The organism is Lysobacter sp. GCM10012299 (assembly GCF_042649405.1).
In the GTDB taxonomy this organism is placed as follows: domain Bacteria; phylum Pseudomonadota; class Gammaproteobacteria; order Xanthomonadales; family Xanthomonadaceae; genus Lysobacter_J.
Map to the genome: position 1 here is coordinate 84,453 of NZ_JBHRZC010000001.1, position 19,091 is coordinate 103,543.

The following is a 19,091-nucleotide window of genomic DNA, read 5'->3' on the forward strand; positions in this document are numbered from 1 at the left end:
TTTACCCGGACGCGGCGGAAGGGGCCGATGAAGGCGCGGCATCAAGCAGTCCGGCAAGGAATTCGAGCGGGTGCTGCACCAGTACTTCCGTCCCGGCGGCCAGGTGCAGCCGGCACCCGATGTTGGCGCTGAGCAGGCGGGTGGCGCCGGATTCGTGCAGTTGTTCCAGCAATGGCGCGCGGAAATCGTCGGCGCGCTGCGGGTCGGTCAGCATCTGCGTGCCGGCGGCGCCGCAACAGCCCAGACCACGGTCCAGCTCGATCACCTGCAGGCCCGGCACGGCGGACAGCAGTCGCCGCAGCGAAGCGACCGAGCGCACGACGTTGCGCTGCGTGCATGGAAGGTGCAGTGCGATGCGTTCGTCGCAGCGGCGCCAGTGCGCCATGCCGCTCCGGGCGCGCAGTTCCGCTTCGAGGAACTCGATGGCATCCATTACATGCGCCGTGCCATCGAGCGATTTCGCCACCGATTCGTGGCAACCGCTGGCCAGCGTCAGCACCGTGTCCGCGCCGGCGAAGGCGTCGCGGTTCTGGCGGGCCAATGCCAAAGCGGCGTCGTTGTTGCCGGCATGCGCGTGCAGGCTGCCGCAGCAGGTCTGCGCGGAAGGCTCGGCGATCCCGATACCCAGTGCGGCCAGGCAGTCGATCAGGCCTCGTCGCAGGCCGGCTTCATAAGGCCTGGCCACGCAACCGGTAAAGAGCGCGATGCGGGCATGCGCCAGCGGGCTGTTTGCACGAACCGGTGCGGCCGGCGGGGCAGGCAAGCGGCGCCACCGGGCGGGCAGCCAGGGACGGACCTGCCGGTACAGCCCCAGCAGTCCGCTCAGCAGGCGTGGCCGCCGGACCAAGCGCTCGATGCCGCGCTGTTGCCAGCCCGGCACGCGCCGTTGCCGCTGCTGTTCGCGCGCCACCGTCAGCAACTGGCCATACTGCACACCCGCCGGGCAGACCGCTTCGCAGCTGCGGCAACCCAGGCAGTGGTCCAGGTGGGCCTCGCCGGCCGCGGTCGGCTCGATCGTTCCCGCCGCCCAGGCCTTGGCCAGGGCGATGCGGCCGCGCGGGGACTCGCTCTCGATCCGGGCCAGTCCATAGGTGGGGCAGGCAGGCAGGCACAGGCCGCATTGCACGCAGCGGTCCGCCAATGCCACCAGGGGGTCGGGCTGGCGCGGGGCAGGGGCTGGGGCGGGGGTTGGCATCGAAGAAATGCTAGCACCCGGCCATTTGTGTTCAGTCCAATGGGTTGCGCGGCCCCGCCTGGCCCGTTATGATTCCGCTTCTTTCACAGCGCGTGGCGAAATTCCGCGGTTCGGCCCAGCCGGATTGCCTGCGGAATCAGCCCGACAACGCACCTACCAGACACGTCATGAAGACTTTTACCGCCAAAAACGAGACCGTCCAGCGTGACTGGTACGTGGTCAACGCCGAGGGCAAGACCCTGGGTCGCCTGGCCTCCGAGCTCGCCCGCCGCCTGCGCGGCAAGCACAAGCCGGTTTTCACCCCGCACGTCGATACGGGTGACTACCTCATTGTGATCAACGCCGAAAAGATTGCCGTCACCGGCAACAAGCTCGCCGACAAGCAGTACCACCGCTTCACCGGCTACATCGGCAACCTGAAGACCGAGACCCTCGCCCAGGCGCTTGAGCGCCACCCCGAGCGCGTCATCGAGACCGCCGTCAAGGGCATGCTGCCGAAGAATCCGCTCGGCCGTGCCATGTACCGCAAGCTCAAGGTCTACAAGGGCTCCGAGCATCCGCACGCCGCCCAGCAGCCGCAGCAGCTGGATATCTAAGAGACATCACATGGCAATCCAGCAGAACTACGGCACCGGCCGCCGCAAGTCCTCCACCGCCCGCGTGTTCCTGCGCAAGGGCGCTGGCAACATCGTCGTCAACCAGCGTCCGCTGGATGAGTTCTTCGGTCGCGAGACCGCGCGCATGATCGTGCGCCAGCCGCTCGAGCTGACCCAGTCGACCGACAAGTTCGACGTCGTGGTCACCGTCGCCGGCGGCGGCATCACCGGCCAGGCCGGTGCGATCCGCCTGGGCATCGCCCGCGCGCTGGTCGAGTACGACGAGACCCTGAAGTCCGAGCTGCGCAAGGCTGGCTTCATGACCCGCGACGCCCGTGAAGTCGAGCGTAAGAAGGTCGGCCTGCACAAGGCACGTCGCGCTACCCAGTTCTCCAAGCGCTAATTTCTGCGCTAAAATTGATTGCATAGCCCCGTCGCCAAGCGGTAAGGCACCTGACTCTGACTCAGGCATTCGGTGGTTCGAATCCATCCGGGGCTGCCAATTCAAGCAAGACCAAACAAAGAACCCGCCGCAAGGCGGGTTTTTTGTTGCCTGTATGTTCGCAGGATGTCCTGGTCTGGTGGTCCCGTTACGTACTGGGGCTGGTAACGGGGACGTGGCTTCTACAATGCAGTGCCCATCGCGCCGCATGTCGCGAGGCGGTTACAATTGAAACTAATGCGCCCTCGCGCTCGAATCTGGAGTTTCGATGAAGCTTGGTTCCCTGAAAGAAGGTGGTCGTGACGGCACGCTGATCGTGGTCTCGCGCGACCTGTCGCGCGCCGTGCGCGCCAACGGCATCGCCGACACCATGCAGCGCGCGCTGGAGGACTGGTCCAACGCCGCTCCGCGCCTGAACACCCTGTACGACGCACTCAATGCCGGCAACGCCGAAGGCGCCTTCGACCTCGACATGGCCGCGCTCGCCGCGCCGCTGCCGCGCGCCTACGAATTCGTCGATGGTTCGGCCTACCTGCCGCACGTCGAGCGCGTCCGCCGCGCCCGTGGCGCCGAAGTGCCCGAGAGTTTCTACAGCGACCCGCTGATGTACCAGGCGGTCAGCGCCGGCTTCTATGGCCCGCGCGATGCAGTGCGCGTGCCGAGCGAGGACTACGGCATCGACCTGGAGGCCGAAGTGGTGGTCGTCACCGACGACGTGCCGATGGCGGCAACGCCGGCGCAGGCGGCCGCGCACATCCAGCTGGTCGGCCTGGTCAACGACGTGTCGTTGCGCAACCTGATCCCGAACGAACTGGCCAAGGGCTTCGGCTTCCTGCAGTCCAAGCCGCGCTCGGCGCTGAGCCCGGTGTTCGTCACGCCGGACGAACTCGGCGACGCCTGGCAGGACAGCAAGGTGCACCTGGCGCTGACCACGCACATCAACGGCGAATGGTTCGGCGCGCCGGAAGCGGGCGTGGACATGCAGTTCAGCTTCGCCCAGCTGGTCGCGCACGCCGCCAAGACCCGTCCGCTGTCGGCGGGCACCATCGTCGGCTCGGGCACGGTCGCCAACGAGGACACTTCGCTGGGCGCGTCGTGCTTCGCCGAGAAGCGTACTGTCGAGACGCTCGAGCACGGCAAGCCGCTGACGCCGTTCATGAGCTACGGTGACGTGGTCCGCATCGAGATGCTGTCGCGTGGGGGCGAGAGCGTGTTCGGTGCGATCGAGCAGCGCATCGAGCGCGCCGGCTGATCCACTGCAACACGTTCAACTGCAGCAAGCGCAGCGGGCGATCCCGCTGCGTCGAAGTCGACCAGCGCCGCGCGCGGCGAGGAGAGGGGACGTGGCAGAGCAACTGCGGCTGTATTCCTACTGGCGCTCCAGCGCGGCCTATCGCGTCCGGATTGGCCTGAACCTGAAAGGACTCGCCTACGACACCGTGCCCGTGCACCTGCTGCGCGAGGGCGGCGAACAGCACCTGCCGGCCTTCCGCGAGGCCAATCCGCAAGGACTGGTGCCGGTGCTGCAGCACGGCGACCGCCTGATGCGGCAATCTACGGCGATCCTCGAATACCTAGACGAAACCTGGCCGCAGCCGCCGCTGCTGCCGGCGTCGGCGCGCGACCGCCAGCGCGTGCGCGCGCTGTCGCAAGTGGTCGCGTGCGACATCCACCCGCTCAACAACCTGCGCGTGCTGCGCTACTTCGATCGCAATTGGCACGTGCCGCAGCCGGAGCGCGACAACTGGGTCCAGCACTGGATCGAGGAAGGGTTCACCGCGCTGGAAGCGATGCTGGCCGACCACCCCTCGACCGGGCGCTTCTGCGAAGGCGACCTGCCGACCCTGGCCGACTGCTGCCTGGTGCCGCAGGTGTACAACGCTCGCCGGTTCGGCGTGGACCTGGCGAAGTACCCGACCATCGTGCGGATCGAGCAGGCCTGCCTGGCGCTGCCGGCGTTCGATGCGGCGCGGCCGGAACGGCAGCCCGATGCGCCCGAGGAAGTGGCGGCGTAAGAAACGAAGCGGGAGCCAGCTCGCTGGCCCCCCCCAGATGACACCGGTTATGACGACGGTTACTGCGTAACCGCGTCGTAGACCTCGGCGTACGGGTCGTGTTCGCCCGTGGCGCCTTCCGACAGGCGGAACTTCAGCGACAGGCCTTCGCGCGAGTCGGCGGCCTTGAGCGCTTCTTCCATGTCGATGCGGCCTTCCTTGTGCAGGCGGAACAGGCACTGGTCGAACGACTCCATGCCTTCCTCCAGCGACGCTTCCATCGCCGGTTTGATCTCGTGCACCTGGCCACGGCGCATCAGGTCGCGCACGTGCGGGGTGTTGATCAGCACTTCCGCCGCCGGCAGGCGACGGCCGTCGCTGCCGACCACCAGTCGCTGGCTGACCACCGCGCGCAGGTTCAGCGCGAGGTTCATCAGCACGTTCTTGTGCGCGGCCTCGGGGAAGAAGTTGAGGATGCGCTCGAGCGTCTGGTCGGCGTTGTTGGAGTGCAGCGTCGCCAGGCAAAGGTGGCCGGTTTCGGCGAAGGCGATCGCCGCTTCCATCGTGGTCGCGTCGAGGATTTCGCCGATCAGGATCACGTCCGGCGCTTCACGCATCGCGTTCTTGAGCGCGTTGTGGAAGGCGTGCGTGTCGAGGCCGACTTCGCGCTGGTTGACGATCGACTTCTTGTGCTTGTGCAGGTACTCGATCGGATCCTCGATGGTGAGGATGTGCCCCGAGATATTGCTATTGCGGTAGTCGATCATCGACGCCAGCGTGGTCGACTTGCCCGAGCCGGTGGAGCCGACGATCAGCACCAGGCCGCGCGGGGCCATGATGATGTCCTTGAGCACCTGCGGCAGCTGCAGCTCCTCGATCGAGGGAATCACGCTGCGGATCGCACGGATGACCATGCCGACTTCGCCGCGCTGCTTGAAGACGTTGATTCGGAAGCGGCCGGCCTCGGGCAGCGCCAGGGCCATGTTGAGCTCGAGGTCGCGCTCGAACAGCGGCACCTGCCCTTCGTCCATCAGGGAGTAGGCGATCTTCTTGACCATGCCCGGAGGCAGGCCGGTATTGCCCAGCGGGTACAGGCGGCCTTCGACCTTGATGTACACCGGCGCGCCGGTCGTCAGGAACATGTCTGACGCATTCTTTTCCGTCATCAGCTTCAGGAAATAGCCGATGTCCATACTGCAACCCCTTTTGTGTCCCGCGACTGACCGCCGGCGTGTACCGTTGCAACCTCGCCAGCGGCTTCCGACAATGGCCGGGCATCAAACCACAAGGCACGGCCTCCCCAATGCGCCCAAGCTTCGCACAAATCCGATTTCATCTGCTGGCAGCAGTTCTCGCTTCCGCACTCTCCGCCTGCGCTTCTTTGCCGCCCCCGACCAGCGAGCTGGCGGCTGCCCGCCAGGCCGTGACCCGGGCCGAGGGCGCCGATGCCGACCAGTACGCCCCGCAGGACCTGGGCGTCGCCCGTAATGGCCTGAGCCAGGCCCAGGCGGCGATGAGCTCCGGCGACGAGGACGCGGCACGCAAGTTCGCGCTGGCAGCCGCGGCCGATGCCGACCTGGCCTGGGCCAGGAGTCGCGAGGCGCTGGCCACGTCCGAGCTCAACCATCGCCGGAGCGAGGTAGCCGACCTTCGCCAGCGCCTGCAGGGAGAGCAGCCATGAGCCGTCTTTCCGTACTGGGCCTGGCCCTGCTCGTCGCCCTTGCCGCGGCGCCGGCTGTTGCCGCCGACAACCCAGACGCCGCCCGGCTGGCCCAGCGCCTGACCGTGCTCGACTCCGACCCGGTGCTCAACCCGTTCGCCGCTTACGAGCGGCTGACCGCCCGGCAGGCGGTCGATGCCTTGAACCAGGCCTCCAAGAGCGACCGCGCCGCCGCCCTGTACGTGGCCGAGCGCCGCGTCCAGGTGGCAGAGGCGATCGCCCGCAGCGACGCGATGCAGCGCGAGATCGACCGGCTCGACCGCGAGCGCAGCGAACTGCTGGTCGAAGCCAGCCGCCAGGACGCCGCCCGCGCCCGCGCCGAGACCGAGCGTTTGCGCCTGCAGGCGCAGATGCAGGCCGAGGAAGCCGAGCGCCTGCGCGTGCAGAGCGAAGCCGACGCCGCCTCGCTGCAGGACGTCGAGACCGCGCTCAAGGGCGTGGCCGGCGCCCAGACCGCCCGGCTCAATGCCGCCCGCGACCGCCAGGCCAAGCTGGCCCGTGAAGAGGCCGAGCTGACCACCGGCGGCAAGCTGCCCACGGCCAAGCGCGACAGCCGCGGTGAAGTGTTCGCCTTGCCGAAGGACAGCTTCGGCTCCGGCAAGGCGGCCCTGAGCGGCGGCGGCGACACCACGGTCAAGACCGTGGCCGCCTACGCCCAGGCCTCCTCGTCGCCGGCGGTGAAGGTCGAGGCCACCGGCAGCGACGCCAAACTGGCCCAGCGCCGGGCCGACGCGGTGCGTGATGCCCTGGTCGCCGGCGGCTTCCCGGCCGGCAAGGTCCAAGCGACCGCGCGCAGCGGCAAGGGCGACCGCGTCGACGTCGTGGTGCAGTCCAAGTAACCGGCAACGTAACGGAAATCCAACGGTCGGGCGTCCTTGCAGGGGCGCCCGATGACGTTCGCCAAGCTGACTGCGACGGGGTGCGCGAAGTCGCCAGATTCAGGCTGATGGAGGCCTTGCCGACCGTAAAACGGAAGAGTAGGGTCGGATATCCAAGCGGCCTGTTTTCCGCTTGGCGATGAGCCTGGTCGATGACGTCAATACCCCTTGCGCAGGATCCCGCCGCCCCACGCTCCATGGTGGTCGGCCTGTGTGAAGCCGGCCTCACCGCTCTCGAGACGAATGCACCCCACGACCCCGCTGCGCCCTGGTCTCACGACCGGGGCGTTTTCGTTTGCGGGGCCTTCCGCATGGTCCGCGGCCGCCCGGCCACGGCTAGCCGAAACAGCTGAAGGAGGCTTTACATGTTCGAAGAACGACCGCAGCCAGAGATCGACGCGCTGATGAAGAGCAACCCGGAATTCAAGCAGCTTTATCAGCGCCACAAGGATCTCGACAAGAAGGTGATGGACGCCGAGCTCGGCGTACTGCCTATCGATGACATGACACTTGCGCAGATGAAGCGCGAAAAGCTGGCTGCGAAGGACCGCCTGGTCCGCCTGTACGACACCCAACATCACTGAGCTTCCTCACCCACTTCCTCGCCGCGGGTGGCGACTTCCTCGTCGGTCTCTCCATCCGCGTCTCCCGGAACCGGGGCGGCTGCTGGCAACGGCAGCCGCCCCGGTGCGAAGGAAAGCGGGGAGTCTTAAACTCCCCGCATGACCATCCATCAATCCGTGCTCGAACTGGTCGGCGCCACGCCGATCATCAAGGCGCAGCGCCTGGACACTGGCGTCTGCGAGCTCTTCCTCAAGCTTGAGTCGCAGAACCCCGGCGGATCCATCAAGGACCGCATCGGCCTGTCGATGATCGAGTCGGCCGAGAAGGCCGGCCGCATCAAGCCCGGCGACACCCTGGTCGAAGGCACCGCCGGCAACACCGGCATCGGCTTGGCGCTGGTGGCGCAGCAGAAGGGCTACAAACTCATCCTGGTGGTCCCGGACAAGATGAGCCGGGAAAAGATCTTCAACCTCAAGGCGATGGGCGCGCAGGTCGTGCTGACCCGTTCGGACGTCGCCAAGGGCCACCCGGACTACTACCAGGACCTGGCCGAGCGCCTGGCCCGCGAAACCCCGGGCGCGTACTTCATCAACCAGTTCGGCAACCCGGACAACCCGGCCGCGCACGAGTTCGGCACCGGCCCGGAGATCCTCGAGCAGATGGCCGATGTCGGCGGCGTCGACGCGGTCGTGTTCGGCTGCGGCAGCTCGGGCACGATGACCGGCCTGTCGCGCTGTTTCGCCGCGAAGTCGCCGCAGACCGAGCTGGTGCTGGCCGACCCGGTCGGCTCGATCCTCGAGGAATACATCAACCGCGGCACGATCTCGGAGAAGTCGGCCAGCTGGATGGTCGAGGGCATCGGCGAGGACTTCCTGCCGCCGATCTCCGACTTCACCCGCGTCAAGAAGGCCTACGCCATCACCGACAAGGAAAGCTTCCTCACCGCGCGCGAGCTGCTGGAGAAGGAAGGCATCCTCGGCGGGTCATCGACCGGCACGCTGCTGGCCGCGGCGCTGAAGTACTGCCGTGAGCAGACCACGCCGAAGAAGGTGCTGGTGTTCGTCTGCGACACCGGCAACAAGTACCTGTCGAAGATGTACAACGACTACTGGATGCTCGACAACGGCTTCATCGCCCGGCAGTCGAGCGGCGACCTGCGTGACCTGATCCTGCGCCCGTATTCTCAGCGCGACACGGTCGTGGTCGGGCCCAACGACCTTTTGGTCACCGCCTACCAGCGCATGAAGCTGTACGACGTTTCGCAGCTGCCGGTGATGGACGGCGACAACATCGTCGGCATCGTCGACGAGAGCGACGTGCTGCTGCACGTGTACGGCGACGAGGCGCGCTTCCGCGATCCGGTGTCCACCGCGATGGTCAGCAAGCTCGACAAGATCGACGTCAGCTCGCCGATCGAGACGCTGCTGCCGGTGTTCGACCGCGGCCACGTCGCGATCGTCGTCGACGGCGAGAAATTCCTCGGCCTGATCACGCGGATCGACCTGCTTAACTACCTGCGCCGGCGCGTGCAATGACGAATGGCGCCGCGGCCGCGGCGAGCGGGCAGTGGCTGCCGGGCGATCGCCTGCCCGACGTCCGCCTGCGCGCAGCCGACGGCGGCAGCAAGACCCTGCATGCCGAGTTCGCCGGCGCGCCGTTGTGGCTGGCGACGCCGGCCGACGAGGCGGCCGCGCACGCGCTGCCGGCGCCGCCTCCCGGGGTGGTGGCGCTGTGCGTGGGCGAGGCGGTTCCCATCGCGGCGCCGGCACCGTGGCAGGCTTTTTCGGCCGATCCGCGCTGGTGCGCGGCGCTGGGTCGCGGCCTGCTGTGGCAGGCCGATCCGAATCTGCGCCTGCAGGCGTCCCACACTTTGCCGGTTGTGGCGGCTTTGGCCGCGCCCGCATCGCCGCCGGCATCGCAGGTCGGACTGATCGCGCCGGTGCTGCAGATCCCTGGCGTGTTCGAACCGGAGTTGTGCGCGACGCTCATTCGCCACCTCGAAATCGACTGCGGTGGCGGCGATGTCTCGGCCGTGATGGTGGTCGAGGACGGCCAGCAGCGACTGCAGGTCGATCCGTCGATCAAGCAGCGCCGCGAGGTCATCCCGCGCGATGCGGCGCTCGATGCGCGCATGCATGAGCGGCTGATGCGGCGGGCCCTTCCGGAAATCGCGCGGGTGTTCAACTTCGAGGTCAAGCGGCGCGATCCGTTCAAGCTGCTGGCCTATCCGGAAGCCGCCGGCTACTTCCGCGCACACCGCGACAACGAGACGCCCGATGTCGCGCACCGCCGCTTCGCGCTGTCGGTGAACCTCAACCACGGTGATTACGACGGCGGCGAATTCCGCTATCCCGAATTCGGGCTGCAGCGCTTTTCGCCGGCAACGGGAACGGCGCTGGTGTTCTCGTGTTCGATGCTGCACGAGGTGCTGCCGGTCGAGCGCGGCACGCGCTATGCGATGACGACATTCCTGGCCTGAAACCCGCCGGGATTCAGCCTTTCGGAAGCAGTCGCGCGAGCAACTCGCGGGCGCCGGACTGTGTGATCGCACGCTCGGCCCACGCGATGCCCTCGGCGATGTCGCCCGCATGCCTGGCGGCTGCCGAAGCCAGTTCGCGCTCGCGCTCAGTGGCGTCGAACTGCACCGACTCGTCCTTCGCATAGCGACTGAGAAGGCCTGAATCTTCGAGCTTTCGTGCCCAGTCGGCCGGAACTTCGAGGCCGTAGTGCGCGGCCAGGCGCGCGCTGCTTCCGGCGGGGTCGGCGAGGAAGCGGGCGAAGTCCAGGTCGAGCAGGCGCGACGCGAAGGCGGGATCGGCGGACAGGCGCTGCCAGCGAAGCTGCTCGGCCAGCCAGGCGCGGGCCAGGCGCTCGCCATCGGATGTCGCGGGCACGTCGAGATCGAGTGATGCAAGTCGCAGCGACTCGGTGTCGAGGACACCCGACTTGAGTGCTTCGTCGCGCAGCATCGTCGCGAGCCAGGTCTGCAGGTCCACCCACAGCAGGCAAGCCTTGCCGTCGCTCCCGGCCAGCAACTTCGGCGCCAGGGTCGTGACCACGCTGGTCGGCTTCACCACGACGGCGTGGGTATCGGCGAATCCGCGGGCGAGCAGGGCCAGCACCGGGGCCCGCCACGCGTCGGTCGCCGCGTCGCCCTCGCCGTGGGCCAGCGCCAGCAGCGGCAGCGGTTCGCGCAGGCCCAGCACGCCGGGCACGAGGTCGAGGATCCTGCTGACCAGCGACGACCCGCAGTGGCCGATATGGAACAGCCAGTGCAGGGGCAGGGCGGCACTGTCGGGCACCGGCATCGCCTCGAGCATCACCTCGATTTCCGCCCGCGAAACGACCCAGCCCGAGATGTCGCGATGCTGCACGGCGCGGCGGTCGAGGAAGCTGGCGCGAAGGTAATCCTGCGGCTCGAAATGCAGCACCCAGGCCTGATCCTGAACCGGATCGAACGCGAAGAGGGGGTAGGCTGCACTGCGACTGAAGTCGCTCGGGAGACGCCGGGGAGGGGTCATGGGCGATGCTAGAATCGGCGGCCGCCCATGCTAGCGGAACTGGAAGGAATAAATGACCGACAACCACGCCGGAGGCGGGGCTCGCAAGCCCGGTCTGGGAACCCTTGCGATCCATGCCGGACAGTCGCCGGACCCGAGCACGGGTGCGGTCATGACCCCGATCTACGCCACGTCGACCTACGCCCAGTCGAGCCCGGGCGAGCACCAGGGTTTCGAGTACTCGCGCAGCCACAATCCCACCCGCTTCGCCTATGAGCGCTGCGTGGCCGGCCTGGAAGGCGGCAGCCGCGGCTTTGCCTTCGCCTCGGGCCTGGCGGCCACCTCGACGATCCTGGAACTGCTCGATTCGGGCAGCCACGTCATCGCCATGGACGACGTCTACGGCGGTACCTACCGCCTGTTCGAGCGCGTCCGCCGCCGCTCGGCCGGCCTGGATTTCAGCTGGGTCGACCTGAGCGATACCGGCGCCTTCGAGGCGGCGATCCGCCCCGAAACCAGGATGGTCTGGATCGAAACCCCGACCAACCCGCTGCTGAAGCTGGTCGACATCGCCGCGATCGCGGCGATCGCACGCAAGCGCGGGCTGATCGTGGTGGTCGACAACACCTTCAGCTCGCCGATCCTGCAGCGCCCGCTCGAGCTGGGCGCGCACATCGTCATGCACTCGGCGACCAAGTACCTCAACGGCCACTCCGACATCGTCGGCGGCATGGCGGTGGTGGGTGACGACGCCGAGATCGCGGAGAAGATGGGCTTCCTGCAGAACGCCATCGGCGGCGTGCAGGGACCGTTCGACAGCTTCCTGGCGTTGCGCGGCTTGAAGACGCTGCACCTGCGGATGAAGGCGCATTGCGGGAATGCGCAGGCGCTGGCGGAGTGGCTGGAGGGCCATCCCGCGATCGAGAAGGTGCTCTACCCGGGATTGAAGTCGCATCCGCAGCACGAGCTGGCGAAGCGGCAGATGGACGGGTTTGGCGGGATGGTGAGCATCTACGTCAAGGGCGGCGAAGCGGCCGCGCGCCGGATGATGGAGCGCTGCGAGCTGTTCGCCATCGCCGAGTCGCTGGGCGGCGTGGAGAGCCTGATCAACCATCCGGCGATCATGACGCATGCGTCGGTGCCGGAAGGGCGGCGGGCAGCGTTGGGGATTACCGGGAATCTGGTGCGGTTGAGCGTGGGTGTCGAGGATCTTGCCGATCTGCGGAACGAACTCGCCTCGGCCCTGTCGTCGGAACCTGCGCGCTGATGGCGAGTCTGCTCAAATCCGCATGGCAGTACCGTGGGTTCGTTGCGACGTCGGTGGCCAACGAATTCAAGACCCGGTTGGCCCGGAGCAAGTTCGGTACCGCATGGCTCGTCCTGCATCCTCTGGCCCAGGTGCTCATTTTTGCGCTGGTGCTGACCAATGTGCTGGCAGCACGCCTTCCTGGCGTCGACAACAAGTTCGCTTACGCGATCTACCTGCTGTCGGGAATCCTGTGCTGGTCGCTGTTCAATGAAATCGTGCAGCGCCTGGTAACGGTATTCATCGACAACGGCTCGCTGCTCAAGAAGATCCAGTTTCCACGCATCACCCTGCCCCTGGTCGTGGTCGGGTCGGCGATGGTGAGCAACCTGGCACTGCTTGGCGTGATCCTGCTCGGGCTGCCCGCGTTCGGCGTGTATCCGAACTTGAACTACCTCTGGTTGCCGGTGCTGATGCTCATCACGGTGGCGCTGGCCACCGGCATCGGGCTGCTGCTGGGCACGCTCAATGTCTTCGTGCGCGATATCGCGCAGGCGACCATGGTCGTGCTCCAGTTCTGGTTCTGGGTGACGCCGATCGTTTACCCGATCAACGTCGTTCCCGAAGCCTTCAAGGTCACCTTGTCGCTCAACCCGGTTATGCCGCTGGTCATGGGTTACCACAACGTCATCGTGTTCGGGACGGCGCCGCCGGCGCTTTGGGGTTCGCTGATCACTGCCCTGGTGTTCCTGGCGCTTGCCATGGTCGTGTTCCGCCGGGCGTCCTCGGAGATGGTGGACGTCCTATGAGCACTCCGGTCCTCTCCGTCGACAATGTCAGCAAGGCGTATTTCGAGTTCTCGAGCGAGCTGCGCCGCTTCATGCGCTGGTTTGGGATTCCGGCAAGGACGAGTGCCGAGCATTGGGTTGTCCGCCACATCACCTTCCGGGTCGAGCCGGGCGAAGCGGTCGGCATCATCGGGCACAACGGCGCGGGCAAGAGCACGCTGCTGAAGATGATCACCGGCACGACGCGACCGACGTCGGGCCACATCGCCCTGCATGGCCGCGTGTCGGCGCTGCTGGAGTTGGGGCTGGGCTTCAATTCCGAACTCTCCGGCCGCGAGAACGTGATCCATTCCGCAGGGCTCATGGGCCTGTCGCAGGAGTCGATCGCCTCGCTGCTGCCGCAGATCGAGGACTTCGCCGAGATCGGCGAGTACTTCGATCAGCCAATGCGCACGTATTCGAGCGGCATGCAGATGCGCGTGGCATTCAGCGTCGCCACGGCCATTCGCCCCGACGTCCTCATCGTCGACGAGGCGCTGTCGGTGGGCGATGCCTACTTCGTCCACAAATGCTTCAGGCGCATCAAGGAGTTCCGCGAAGCGGGGACGACGCTGTTGATCGTGTCCCACGATGCGGCCGCGATCCAGGCGTTGTGCGACCGTGCGTTGCTGCTCGACGCTGGCTCACTGATCATGGATGGCAACCCGCAGCAGGTGTTTGACTACTACAACGCATTGATCGCCGACAGGGAGAACGCGGGCGTACGTACCTCGTCACTGGACGACGAAGGTCGGGTCATGACCGAATCCGGTACCGGCGAAGTGGTCTTCAAGTCGATCGAGCTGCTCGATGCCAACAACACGCGGGTCGAATACGTCGGGGTCGGGGACGACGTCGCATTGCGCGCCGTTGCCCGCGTCACGGGTGATGTCGACCGACTGGTCTTCGGCTACATGATCCGCGACCGCCTGGGACAGGCGATCTTCGGTACCAACACCCACTACACCGAGCAGGCGGTCGAATCGGCCCGCGCCGGCCAGGACGTGGTCTATACCGCGCGTTTCCCGATGAACCTGGGGCCGGGTACGTACTCGGTTTCGATTGCCCTGACCAGCGCCGAAACGCACCTGGTCAAGAACTACCAGTGGCGGGACCTGGCGCTGGTTTTCACCGTGGCCAACGTCGGCCGTTCGCAATTCGTGGGCTCGGCCTGGGTCCCACCGCAGATCGAGGTGAACATCGTCGAGAGCAAGGCGCTGTTCGATGCCTGAAGAGCAGACCAGCCGCGTCGAAGGAATCGACACCGGGCCGTCGCCGAACGAGGCCTGGCGCCTGCGCATGGCGCTTGTCTCGCAGATCGAGGCAGGCCGTCGCAAGGACGCCGTCGTCGACACGATGCTGGCCAGCCGCAGCTGGCGCCTCACCGCGCCCTTTCGCTCACTGGTGCGGCTGTTGAAATCGCCGCAGGTTGCCACCTCCGCGCTGCCTCTCCAACCTGGCGCCAAGGGAACTGGCCAGACCCTGGGTGCATGCATCGACGCACTGGTGCAGGAAGCTGCGTTGCCTGCGTGGATGGCCAGGCCGGTGTTTGCGGGCCAGCCGCGGCTGCTGGTCGACGTCACCGAGCTTTCGCTGGAAGACCTGGGCGGCGGCGTGCAGCGGGTAACGCGGCAGCTGCTTGGCGAGATGCTGGCGGATCCGCACGGCTTCGCCATCGAACCGGTGCGCATCGCCAGCGATCACACCTACGTGCATGCCCGCGCCTTTACATCCGGCTTGCTGGGGCTGGCGCCGCAGGCACTGGGCGTCGACTTCGAAGTAAAGGCAAGGCCTGGCGACGTCCTGCTTGGCCTGGACTTCTGCCGTCCGCACCATCTCGCGCTTGCCGCGGCGTTGCCGAAGCTGCGCCACGGCGGCGCGAGGGTCGCCCTGTTCGTCCACGACGTGCTGCCGCTGCAACATCCGGATTGGTTTCCCGAGGCAGTGCCGGAGCAGTTCGAGCGTTGGCTTGCTGTGTTCTCCGAGCACGCAGACCTCGCGCTGGTGAATTCGGAAGCGACCGCGCGCTCGCTCGAAAGCGCTCTGCGTGACCGGGCATTGCCGGGTCCTTCCATGGGCCAGCGCGTGATCCTCCTCGGCGCCGACGCCGTGCCCGACGTGGCCGCGCCGTCACCGCTGCCCGAACGCGCAACCGGTACGACGCGCGTGCTCATGGTAGGCACGATCGAACCGCGCAAGGGCCACGCCCAGGTGCTCGATGCGATGGAGCGCCTGTGGGCGAACGGCGAGCACTTCGAACTTGTGATCGTCGGCCGGCAGGGATGGAAGACGAGCGAGCTGGGCCAGCGACTGCGCGGCCACCCGCAACAGGGTCGACGCCTGCATTGGTTCGAAGGTGCGGACGACTACTGGCTGGCGTCGCTGTACCGCGATTGCGACGTGCTGGTTATGGCGTCGTCCGATGAAGGCTTCGGCTTGCCGATCGTCGAAGCCGGCCGGGCCGGTTGTGGCCTGCTGCTGCGGGACATACCGGTGTTCCGGGAGATCGCCGGCGATGCCGCCGAATATTTCGAGGGGAACGATACAGACGCCATGGCGCAAGCCCTGCGGCGCTGGTCGCGCCCACGTAACGATGCCCGCCGCACCCGTCCATGGATCCATTGGCGCCAGAGCGCCGATGCCGTGCTGGGTGCATGCGCGGACCTGGTCGAAGCGACCGGGGAACAGCTGAGGAGATCGAGTTGAACGTGCGAACCGGAACAGACGACATTGACGCGATGATGGAGACCATCCGTCTCGAGCTGGGCGAGGCGTCGCCGCCGTCGCCGCGCGTGGCCAGGCAGAGGGCAACCGTGGACACGGTGTTCGCGCGTATCAAGGAAGAGGTCCTGCGGCGCCGGAAGCAGACCGACGACGCTGCTGCGGCGCTCGCGGATTACACCGGCCCGTGGCGGCCCAGTGTTGCCCGGTTGCCGCGCAAGAGCGAGTACGCCATCGCCGATTTCCTGCCGTACACCGATCGCGACCTCGTCGAGACCGCGTACCAGGCGATCCTGCGACGCCCGGTCGACAGCGAGGCATTGACCGCATTGTTGCCGCAGTTGCGCAACGGCTCGATGACCAAGATCGAACTGCTCGCACAGCTGCGCTGGTCGGCGGAAGGTATCGAGCGTGGCGTCCATGTCGACGGCCTGCTGGTGCCGACGATGCTTCAGCGCCTGCGTCGCAAGCGCATTATTGGACCTGTCGTCACATGGCTCCATGGATTGATGCGGCTCGGTCGCAGCCAGCAGAGCCAGGCAGCACAGTTGGCGGCGCAGTCCGGCGAGCTCCAGGAGCTGGGCCGGATGTTCAACGACATGAGCGACAAGGTCCAGCGCATTGGAGACGTGAATCTCATTCATGCGCGCCTGGACAGCCTGTCGCACGACGTCGAGCGGCTCGAGGCGATGTACATCCAGTTGCGCAAGGAGTGGGACCAGCGCCTGCTTCAGGAGCAGTTGGACAAGCAGGCCGCCGAACAGCTGGCCGAGCAGGTCGCCGATCGCCGGGCAGCGGAGGCGGCCCAGGCCGAGGAGGCCGCCGACCAGAGCGCGCATGCATACGATGCGCTGTATTCCGACTTCGAGGATTACTTCCGCGGCCCGGAAGAAGTGGTGCGAAAGCGCGCCGAACCTTACATCGGGATGATCCAGCAATCCGGGACGGTTGGCGCCGGCGCGCCGGTGGTCGACCTGGGCTGCGGACGCGGCGAATGGCTTGGCCTGCTCCGCGAGCATGGCATTGCCGCGCGCGGTGTCGACATGAACCGGGTGTTCCTTGCGAGCTGTCGCGAGCTGGACCTGGATGTCATCGAAGGGGACGCCGTCGAAGTACTCAGGTCGATGCCGGAGGCGTCGGTGGGCGCCATCACGTCGATGCACCTGGTCGAGCACCTGCCATTCGAGCGCGTGGTCGAGCTCATCGACCAGGCAAAGCGCGTGCTGAAGACCGGTGGCCTGATGATCCTGGAAACGCCCAATCCCGAGAACATCGACGTGGCCACGTTTGGCTTCTACCTGGATCCTACCCATCGCAATCCGCTGCCGCCGCAGGCATTGTCGTGGCTGGTCGACGCGCGCGGTTTCGATGACGTCAGGATCGAAAGGCTCTCGGAGTGGCGCCCGCTGCACGTGCCCACCGAGTTGACCAGCGACATTGCCGGCGCCGAGTCGATCAACAGCCTGCTGCAGAAGCGACTGGCGGCACCTGACTACGCCATCGTTGCCCGTCGCCCATGACGGCACCTGCGCAACGATTGCTGGTTACGGGAGCGCGCGGCTTTGTCGGGCAGCATGTGGAGGCGGCCGTCCTTGCCGGCGCATTCGGCCCGACCGAGTTCATCGCTCCGCCGCAATCCTGGGAGCTGCGCGACCCGCTCCAGGTCGCCGAGCTGGTCGCGCAGGTCCGGCCAACCGCGGTCCTGCACCTTGCCGCGCAGAGTTTCGTGCCGCGGTCATTCGAAGATCCGCAGGAAACGTTTGACATCAATCTGATGGGGACCTTGCACCTGCTGACGGCGTTGAAGGCCTGCAGCTTCCAGGGCCGCCTGGTCTATGTCAGTTCCGGGGACATCTATGGCCGGGTCCCGGACGCGGCCATGCCGGTCGACGAGCGAAGGATTCCGGAGCCACGCAGTCCTTACGCGGCCAGCAAGGTCGCTGCCGAGCAGTTGTGCCTGCAATGGCATCGAAGCGAAGGCCTTGATGCTGTGATCGCCAGGCCGTTCAACCATATTGGTCCCGGCCAGGACCGCAGGTTCGTGGTTCCCTCGTTGGCATGGCAGATCGTGGAGATCGCGGCGGGAACGCGCGATCCCGCTATCGAGGCCGGTGACATCGACACGTCGCGCGACTTCACCGACGTGCGCGACGTCGTCAGCGCGTACGCCGCATTGTTCTCGGCAGGGCACGCAGGGCAGACGTACGTGATCGCTTCCGGCGTCGAGCGCAGGATCCGCGATCTGCTGATGCGCATGTGCGAGCTTTCCGGCGTGGCGCCGGAAGTGAAGCAGGACCCAGCCAGGCTGCGACCGTCGGAGCAGCGCAGGATGGTCGCCGATTCGGCACGGCTCCGTTCGGACACGGGCTGGACGCCGCGTTTCTCCATCGACATGACGTTAAGAGACATTCTCGAGGATGCAAGGACTCAGTATGACCAGCAATAAAAGTGCCCTCATCACGGGGATTACCGGCCAGGACGGCGCCTACCTCTCGAGGCTGCTGCTTGAAAAGGGCTACGAGGTGAACGGCCTGCTGGCTCGTCGCGGCTCCGACACCCTGTGGCGGTTGCGCGAGCTCGGCATCCACGAACAGGTCAAGATGATCGACGGCGACCTCACCGACCTTTCGTCGCTGATCCGCGCAATGGAGCAGTCGAAGGCAACGGAGGTCTACAACCTCGGCGCGCAGAGCTTCGTCGGCACTTCCTGGCAGCAGCCAGTGCTTACCGCGCAGGTCGACGGTGTAGGTGCCATCAACGTGCTGGAGGCGGTGCGGATCGTCAACCGGGACGCTCGCTTCTACCAGGCATCGACGAGCGAGATGTTCGGGCTCATCCAGGCCGAGAAGCAGGACGAGAAGACCCCGCTCTACCCGCGCAGCCCGTACGGCGTCGCGAAGGTCATGGCGCACTGGGCGACCATCAACTACCGCGAAAGCTACAACCTCCACGCGTCGAGCGGCATCCTGTTCAACCACGAATCGCCGCTGCGCGGCATCGAGTTCGTGACGCGCAAGGTGACGCATGCGGCCGCATCGATCCGCCTCGGCCTGCAGAAGGAGCTTCGCCTTGGCAACATCGACGCCAAGCGCGACTGGGGCTTCGCGGGCGACTATGTCGAGGCCATGTGGCTGATGCTGCAGCAGGACAAGGCCGATGACTACGTGGTAGCCACCGGCGTGACGACCACGGTGCGGGACATGTGCGAGATCGCCTTCCGCCACCTTGGCCTGAACTACCTGGACCACCTCGTCATCGACCCGGGCTTCTTCCGTCCCGCCGAGGTCGAAGTGCTGCTCGGCAACCCGGCCAAGGCGAAGGCGCGCCTGGGCTGGGCGCCCAAGACATCGCTCGAGCAGTTGATCACGATGATGGTCGATGCCGACATCCGCCGTCTGGGGGGCTGAC

General features: G+C 66.6%; 19 protein-coding genes and 1 tRNA gene. 17 read left to right on the plus strand and 3 right to left on the minus strand.

Annotation, left to right across the window (positions count from 1 at the left end):
* Window position 1 precedes the first annotated feature (1 nt).
* Window positions 2-1,195 carry a (Fe-S)-binding protein gene (locus tag ACFOPO_RS00470; RefSeq protein WP_386699865.1) on the minus strand — a complete coding sequence of 398 codons (1,194 nt, stop codon included), beginning with the start codon at window positions 1,193-1,195 and terminating at the stop codon, window positions 2-4.
* Between the two features lie 167 nt (window positions 1,196-1,362).
* On the opposite strand from ACFOPO_RS00470, the gene rplM reads away from it, so the two are divergent.
* The 5 genes from rplM to maiA all read left to right on the plus strand — a co-directional run bounded on the left by rplM (window position 1,363) and on the right by maiA (window position 4,248).
* Window positions 1,363-1,791, plus strand: a complete 429-nt coding sequence (gene rplM / locus ACFOPO_RS00475) for a 50S ribosomal protein L13 (protein ID WP_158733500.1) — start codon at window positions 1,363-1,365, stop codon at window positions 1,789-1,791.
* A gap of 10 nt (window positions 1,792-1,801) precedes the next feature.
* Entirely contained in the window at window positions 1,802-2,194 is a 393-nt protein-coding gene (gene rpsI / locus ACFOPO_RS00480) for a 30S ribosomal protein S9 (RefSeq protein ID WP_200606928.1), read from the plus strand.
* Window positions 2,195-2,218: 24 nt separating this feature from the next.
* A tRNA-Gln gene (locus ACFOPO_RS00485) sits at window positions 2,219-2,293 on the plus strand.
* 208 nt (window positions 2,294-2,501) lie between these two features.
* A complete protein-coding gene (locus ACFOPO_RS00490; RefSeq protein ID WP_386699868.1) occupies window positions 2,502-3,485 on the plus strand; it encodes a fumarylacetoacetate hydrolase family protein in 984 nt (327 codons plus the stop codon).
* Window positions 3,486-3,576: 91 nt separating this feature from the next.
* Window positions 3,577-4,248 carry a maleylacetoacetate isomerase gene (gene maiA / locus ACFOPO_RS00495; RefSeq protein WP_386699869.1) on the plus strand — a complete coding sequence of 224 codons (672 nt, stop codon included), beginning with the start codon at window positions 3,577-3,579 and terminating at the stop codon, window positions 4,246-4,248.
* A 59-nt stretch (window positions 4,249-4,307) separates the two neighbouring features.
* Here the strand turns inward: maiA and ACFOPO_RS00500 are convergent, their stop codons facing one another.
* The gene (locus ACFOPO_RS00500; protein ID WP_386699871.1) at window positions 4,308-5,420 is read right to left on the minus strand and encodes a PilT/PilU family type 4a pilus ATPase; all 1,113 of its coding nucleotides are present in this window, start codon (window positions 5,418-5,420) and stop codon (window positions 4,308-4,310) included.
* A 188-nt stretch (window positions 5,421-5,608) separates the two neighbouring features.
* Between ACFOPO_RS00500 and ACFOPO_RS00505 the strand changes: the two genes are divergently transcribed.
* From ACFOPO_RS00505 to ACFOPO_RS00525, 5 genes are all read left to right on the plus strand, one after another.
* Window positions 5,609-5,908, plus strand: coding sequence for a DUF4398 domain-containing protein (locus tag ACFOPO_RS00505; RefSeq protein WP_386699873.1), 300 nt, complete (start codon window positions 5,609-5,611; stop codon window positions 5,906-5,908).
* Complete coding sequence (locus tag ACFOPO_RS00510; RefSeq protein ID WP_386699875.1) at window positions 5,905-6,786, plus strand: hypothetical protein; 882 nt, start codon at window positions 5,905-5,907, stop codon at window positions 6,784-6,786. The genes ACFOPO_RS00505 and ACFOPO_RS00510 overlap by 4 nt, the downstream gene beginning before the upstream one ends.
* 404 nt (window positions 6,787-7,190) lie before the next feature.
* Window positions 7,191-7,409 carry a YdcH family protein gene (locus ACFOPO_RS00515; RefSeq protein ID WP_158733494.1) on the plus strand — a complete coding sequence of 73 codons (219 nt, stop codon included), beginning with the start codon at window positions 7,191-7,193 and terminating at the stop codon, window positions 7,407-7,409.
* Window positions 7,410-7,547: 138 nt separating this feature from the next.
* Window positions 7,548-8,924: a pyridoxal-phosphate dependent enzyme gene (locus ACFOPO_RS00520; RefSeq protein WP_386699877.1), complete on the plus strand. Its 1,377-nt coding sequence runs from the start codon at window positions 7,548-7,550 to the stop codon at window positions 8,922-8,924.
* Window positions 8,921-9,868, plus strand: a complete 948-nt coding sequence (locus tag ACFOPO_RS00525) for a 2OG-Fe(II) oxygenase family protein (RefSeq protein WP_386699879.1) — start codon at window positions 8,921-8,923, stop codon at window positions 9,866-9,868. The genes ACFOPO_RS00520 and ACFOPO_RS00525 overlap by 4 nt, the downstream gene beginning before the upstream one ends.
* A 13-nt stretch (window positions 9,869-9,881) precedes the next feature.
* Here the strand turns inward: ACFOPO_RS00525 and ACFOPO_RS00530 are convergent, their stop codons facing one another.
* Window positions 9,882-10,820 (minus strand): hypothetical protein, encoded by a 939-nt coding sequence (locus ACFOPO_RS00530; protein WP_386699881.1) that lies wholly within the window; start codon window positions 10,818-10,820, stop codon window positions 9,882-9,884.
* A 142-nt stretch (window positions 10,821-10,962) separates the two neighbouring features.
* On the opposite strand from ACFOPO_RS00530, the gene ACFOPO_RS00535 reads away from it, so the two are divergent.
* From ACFOPO_RS00535 to gmd, 7 genes are read left to right on the plus strand one after another with little or no spacing between them, the layout of a single operon-like run.
* The gene (locus ACFOPO_RS00535; RefSeq protein ID WP_386699883.1) at window positions 10,963-12,156 is read left to right on the plus strand and encodes a cystathionine gamma-synthase; all 1,194 of its coding nucleotides are present in this window, start codon (window positions 10,963-10,965) and stop codon (window positions 12,154-12,156) included.
* Complete coding sequence (locus ACFOPO_RS00540) at window positions 12,156-12,944, plus strand: ABC transporter permease (RefSeq protein WP_386699884.1); 789 nt, start codon at window positions 12,156-12,158, stop codon at window positions 12,942-12,944. Before ACFOPO_RS00535 ends, ACFOPO_RS00540 begins: the two co-directional genes overlap by 1 nt.
* Window positions 12,941-14,194, plus strand: a complete 1,254-nt coding sequence (locus ACFOPO_RS00545; RefSeq protein WP_386699886.1) for an ABC transporter ATP-binding protein — start codon at window positions 12,941-12,943, stop codon at window positions 14,192-14,194. The genes ACFOPO_RS00540 and ACFOPO_RS00545 overlap by 4 nt, the downstream gene beginning before the upstream one ends.
* A complete protein-coding gene (locus ACFOPO_RS00550; protein ID WP_386699887.1) occupies window positions 14,187-15,668 on the plus strand; it encodes a glycosyltransferase family 4 protein in 1,482 nt (493 codons plus the stop codon). The genes ACFOPO_RS00545 and ACFOPO_RS00550 overlap by 8 nt, the downstream gene beginning before the upstream one ends.
* 2 nt (window positions 15,669-15,670) lie before the next feature.
* The gene (locus ACFOPO_RS00555; RefSeq protein WP_386699889.1) at window positions 15,671-17,203 is read left to right on the plus strand and encodes a class I SAM-dependent methyltransferase; all 1,533 of its coding nucleotides are present in this window, start codon (window positions 15,671-15,673) and stop codon (window positions 17,201-17,203) included.
* Window positions 17,200-18,129, plus strand: coding sequence for a GDP-mannose 4,6-dehydratase (locus ACFOPO_RS00560; RefSeq protein WP_386699891.1), 930 nt, complete (start codon window positions 17,200-17,202; stop codon window positions 18,127-18,129). Before ACFOPO_RS00555 ends, ACFOPO_RS00560 begins: the two co-directional genes overlap by 4 nt.
* Window positions 18,116-19,090, plus strand: a complete 975-nt coding sequence (gene gmd, locus ACFOPO_RS00565) for a GDP-mannose 4,6-dehydratase (protein ID WP_386699893.1) — start codon at window positions 18,116-18,118, stop codon at window positions 19,088-19,090. The genes ACFOPO_RS00560 and gmd overlap by 14 nt, the downstream gene beginning before the upstream one ends.
* The last annotated feature ends 1 nt before the right edge of the window (window position 19,091 follow it).